The organism is Moorena sp. SIO4G3, from assembly GCF_010692305.1.
Lineage (GTDB): Bacteria > Cyanobacteriota > Cyanobacteriia > Cyanobacteriales > Coleofasciculaceae > Moorena > Moorena producens_A.
This window is the reverse complement of sequence record NZ_JAAHIG010000564.1, coordinates 1-4,049: the sequence shown is the minus strand read 5'-3', so window position 1 is coordinate 4,049 and position 4,049 is coordinate 1. Positions and strand designations below refer to the sequence as shown.

At 39.3% G+C, this 4,049-nt stretch carries 2 protein-coding genes; both read left to right on the top strand.

The annotated features are described in order from the left end of the window. The coding region (locus F6J99_RS42750) for a KR domain-containing protein (RefSeq protein WP_293122938.1) at positions 1-3,734 on the top strand (3,734 nt) is incomplete at its 5' end. Between the two features lie 2 nt (positions 3,735-3,736). Next, on the top strand, positions 3,737-4,049 hold a 313-nt coding region (locus F6J99_RS42745; protein ID WP_293122935.1), incomplete at its 3' end, for a beta-ketoacyl synthase N-terminal-like domain-containing protein.

The following is a 4,049-nucleotide window of genomic DNA, read 5'->3' as shown; positions in this document are numbered from 1 at the left end:
TTACAGGTACTGAAGTAGGTGCAGAAATAACCACTGCTGAATATTGGGTAGCTCATGTGCGTCAACCAGTAAGGTTTGCCCAGAGTATGAAAACTCTGGAAGAGCAAGGATATGAAACCTTCCTGGAGATAGGCTCTAAACCCATATTGTTAGGAATGGGAAGGCAATGTGTAACAGAAGATGTGGGAGAATGGTTGCCATCATTGCGTCTGGGAGTGGATGAGTGGCAACAAATGCTATCAAGCTTAGGAAAATTGTATGTAAAAGGAGCCAAAATAGATTGGTCAGGGTTTGACTCTGATTATAATCGTCAGAAAGTAACATTGCCCACATATCCATTCCAACGGGAACGTTATTGGGTAGAAACAACAGAAAACAAACATAAACAACATCAAAATACAGAAAATATTAGTGAGATTCCAATTATTAAACTACTTACTCAAGGAAAAACAGAAGCTCTCACCCAACAACTAGAAACAGTAGCAAATTTTTCACCAGAAAAACTTAAACTTTTACCAGAAATATTAGACGTATTAGCCAAACAATACCAGGAACAATTAGCAGCAGTAACTACATCAATAGAAAATTGCTTGTATGAAGTAGAGTGGAGAAACAAAAGTATTTTTGGTAAACTACTACCACCAGATTTCCTCATACCTCCCATAGAAATTAACCAAAAATTAACTCCTACTCTGACAGAATTAGTAACTCAGGTAGATAATGAAACAACAGTGTCTTTTGAAATAAGCTTGGACCAATTAAGCGTAGACTATATAGTACAGGCATTACAGTCAATGGGTTGGTCATACAAACCAACAGAAAGCTTTGCATTTGATGTAGCAGCCCAAAAATTAGGTGTAGTTCCCACCCATCGACCACTATTTAAGCGTTTGCTGCAAATATTAACAGAGTCAGGAATACTCAAGTCAAATAATCAGCAGTGGGAAGTAGCACAAACCTTAGCTGAAGTAAAGCCGACTGAAAAAATCAGCAGTTTACAGAAGAAATATCCAGAAGAAACAGCAGCATTGACACTACTCTCTCGTTGTGGCTCTAAACTAAGTGGGGTATTACGGGGAACAATAGACCCAGTAGAGTTAGTGTTCCCCCAAGGAGATTTGACCACAGCGACTCAACTTTATGAAGAGTCAACAGTAGCTTTGGTGATGAACACAATAGTAGAAAAATCCATCACCAAAGCTATAGCAAAATTACCCAAAAGCCGAGGAATACGGTTGTTGGAAATAGGAGCGGGAACAGGAGGGACCACAAGTTATATCCTACCTCATCTAAATCAAGGGCAAACCGAATATACATTCACGGATATAGGGGCATTATTTACAGCCAAAGCTCAAGAGAAATTCCGGGATTATAAGTTCATCAAGTATCAAACTTTAGACATAGAAGTAGACCCGACAACTCAAGGATTTGAGGCTCATCAATATGATGTAATTATTGCCGCTAATGTACTTCATGCAACTACAGATATGAAGCAGACATTATCCCATGTGCGAAAACTGTTAGCAGATGGGGGAATGTTGGTGTTATATGAAGCAACAGCTAAAACAATATGGGTAGATTTAATATTTGGACTGTTAGAAGGATGGTGGAAATTCAGGGATTATGAATTACGACCAGATTATCCTTTGTTGAGTAGAGACAAATGGCATCATGTGTTGAGAGAAACAGGTTTTACCGAAGTAGTAACCATGCCAGAAGTGGAGGGAATGGCAGAAACATTGTCAGAGCAAACGGTAATTGTAGCTCAAAGCTCTCCAACGAAGTTAGAACAAAGGAATGATGGTTCTAAGAGTTGGTTGATCCTAGCAGATTCTCAGGGAGTGGGGCAAAAGTTAGCTACCTTACTCCGCTCAGTAGGAGAGATTTGTACTTTAGTATTTGCAGGAGAGAGATATAAACAAATAGCACCAGCAGAATTTACCATAAATCCAGATCAACGAAATGATTACTCACAACTACTAGAAACATTAACAACAAATGTATCTAGCTCTGTTGAAATTATTCACTTATGGAGTTTAGATAATTCTGAAGTTGAGAAGTTAACAGTAGAAACTTTAGAGTCAACTTCAAGCCTGGGATGTGGTAGCATATTGCATTTGACTCAAGCATTACTCAAGGTTGAATTTATTCAAAAGCCTTGCCTATGGTTAGTTACCCAAGGAGCACAGCCAGTTCTTGGCATTAACAGTTCTATGACTGGATTAGCTCAATCTCCTGTGTGGGGAATGGGTAGAGTCGTCTCTCTTGAACATCCTGATTTCTGGGGAGGAATGGTAGATTTAGACCCTAATAGCTCTACTGATGAATCAGTAGCTGCCTTAATAGCAGAGATTTGTGATTCAGATGGTGAAGATCATATATCTTTCCGTGATGGGCAGCGCTATGTAGCTCGTTTAATGGGTAGTAGCCAGATGGAAAAGTCTCAAAGTTTGAGTTTCCACTCTGATGCTACCTACCTAATTACTGGAGGTTTGGGATTTTTAGGACTAAAATTTGCCCAGTGGATGGTAGAGCGGGGAGCAAGAAATCTTGTGCTGACAGGGCGCAAAGGACTTCCTCCACGGGAAGAATGGGCTAATTTATCTGCAAATACTGAGGACGGGAATAAAACTAGAATCATCACATTGTTAGAAAATAGTGGGGCAAAAGTAACTGTATGTCCTGCTGATATCACTGATTCAATACAGATGTCCTTAATAGTAGAGGAAATCAATACAACACAGAAACCTTTAAGAGGAGTTGTTCATGCTGCTGGTGTTAGTAGTAGTGGATTGCCGATCAAGGAGATAGAACCTCATACTATGGAATCCGTGCTTCGTCCTAAGACACTAGGAACATGGATTTTACATCAACTAACCAAGAATTTATCTCTGGACTTTTTTGTCTGCTTTTCTTCTGCTGGCTCAGTGTGGGGAGCTAAAACTCAAGGTAGTTATGATGCAGCTAATCATTTCCTGGATGCATTTGCTTACTATCGCCGTTCTATAGGACTACCAGCATTAAGTGTTAATTGGGGAAGTCTAGGTCAGGGAGGCATGGCTTCTGAGGAAACTTATGTCCAAGCTATGAGTAAAATTGGATTGAAACCATTACAGCCAGAGCAAGGATTTAACGCTTTGGGTTGGCTTATGGAAACTGATACAGTCCAAACAGTGGTAGCCTGGGTAGACTGGAATATATTTAAAGAAGTCTATCAATCGAAAAAATACCGACCACTTTTGGCAGAGATAGAAAACAAATCACTAGAATCAGAAGATCGGTCATTACTACAGCAACCAGAAATTTTAAAACAATTAGAAGCAGAGCCTGAAAGTAGGCGTTATCAACTTTTGATTGACTATCTTACGAATGAAGTAGCTAGAGTATTGGGGGTCAAAGATTTTAAACTACTATCTCCAGAGCAAGGTTTATTTGAAATGGGTATGGACTCTTTAATGACAGTGGAACTGAGAAATCAACTGCAAAAAAGCTTGAATTGTTCTCTGCCAAAAACGTTAGCTTTTGAATTTCCAAATATTATTAGTTTAGCCGACTACATTTCTTCAAAAGTACTTGGTTGGCAGTTAAATAAAATAGAGCAGTCGCAGTTATCTGTTGTTCAACAACAGAAAGCAAATCAAATTTTAGAGATAGAAAATTTATCAGAAGAAGATGTTGAATCTTCAGTTATTCAGGAATTAGCAGCCTTAAACACGTTACTCGAGGACAATTAAAAATGAGCAATTCACCAGAGAAAAAAGAAAAGCTATCTGTATCAAAACAGGTCCTTTTAGCACTTAAGGAAGCCAAAACTAGAATAGAAGCACTAGAGTCTACCACAACAGAACCAATAGCAGTTGTTGGTATGGCTTGTCGCTTTCCTGGAGGAGCCGATAGCCCCCAAAAATTATGGCAATTACTATCTGATGGAGTGGATGCAATTACCGAAATTCCTCCCCAACGCTGGAATGTAGATAACTACTACGACCCCAACCCAGAAACTCCGGGAAAAATGTCGTCCCGCTTGGGAGGATTTTTACAGGAAGATA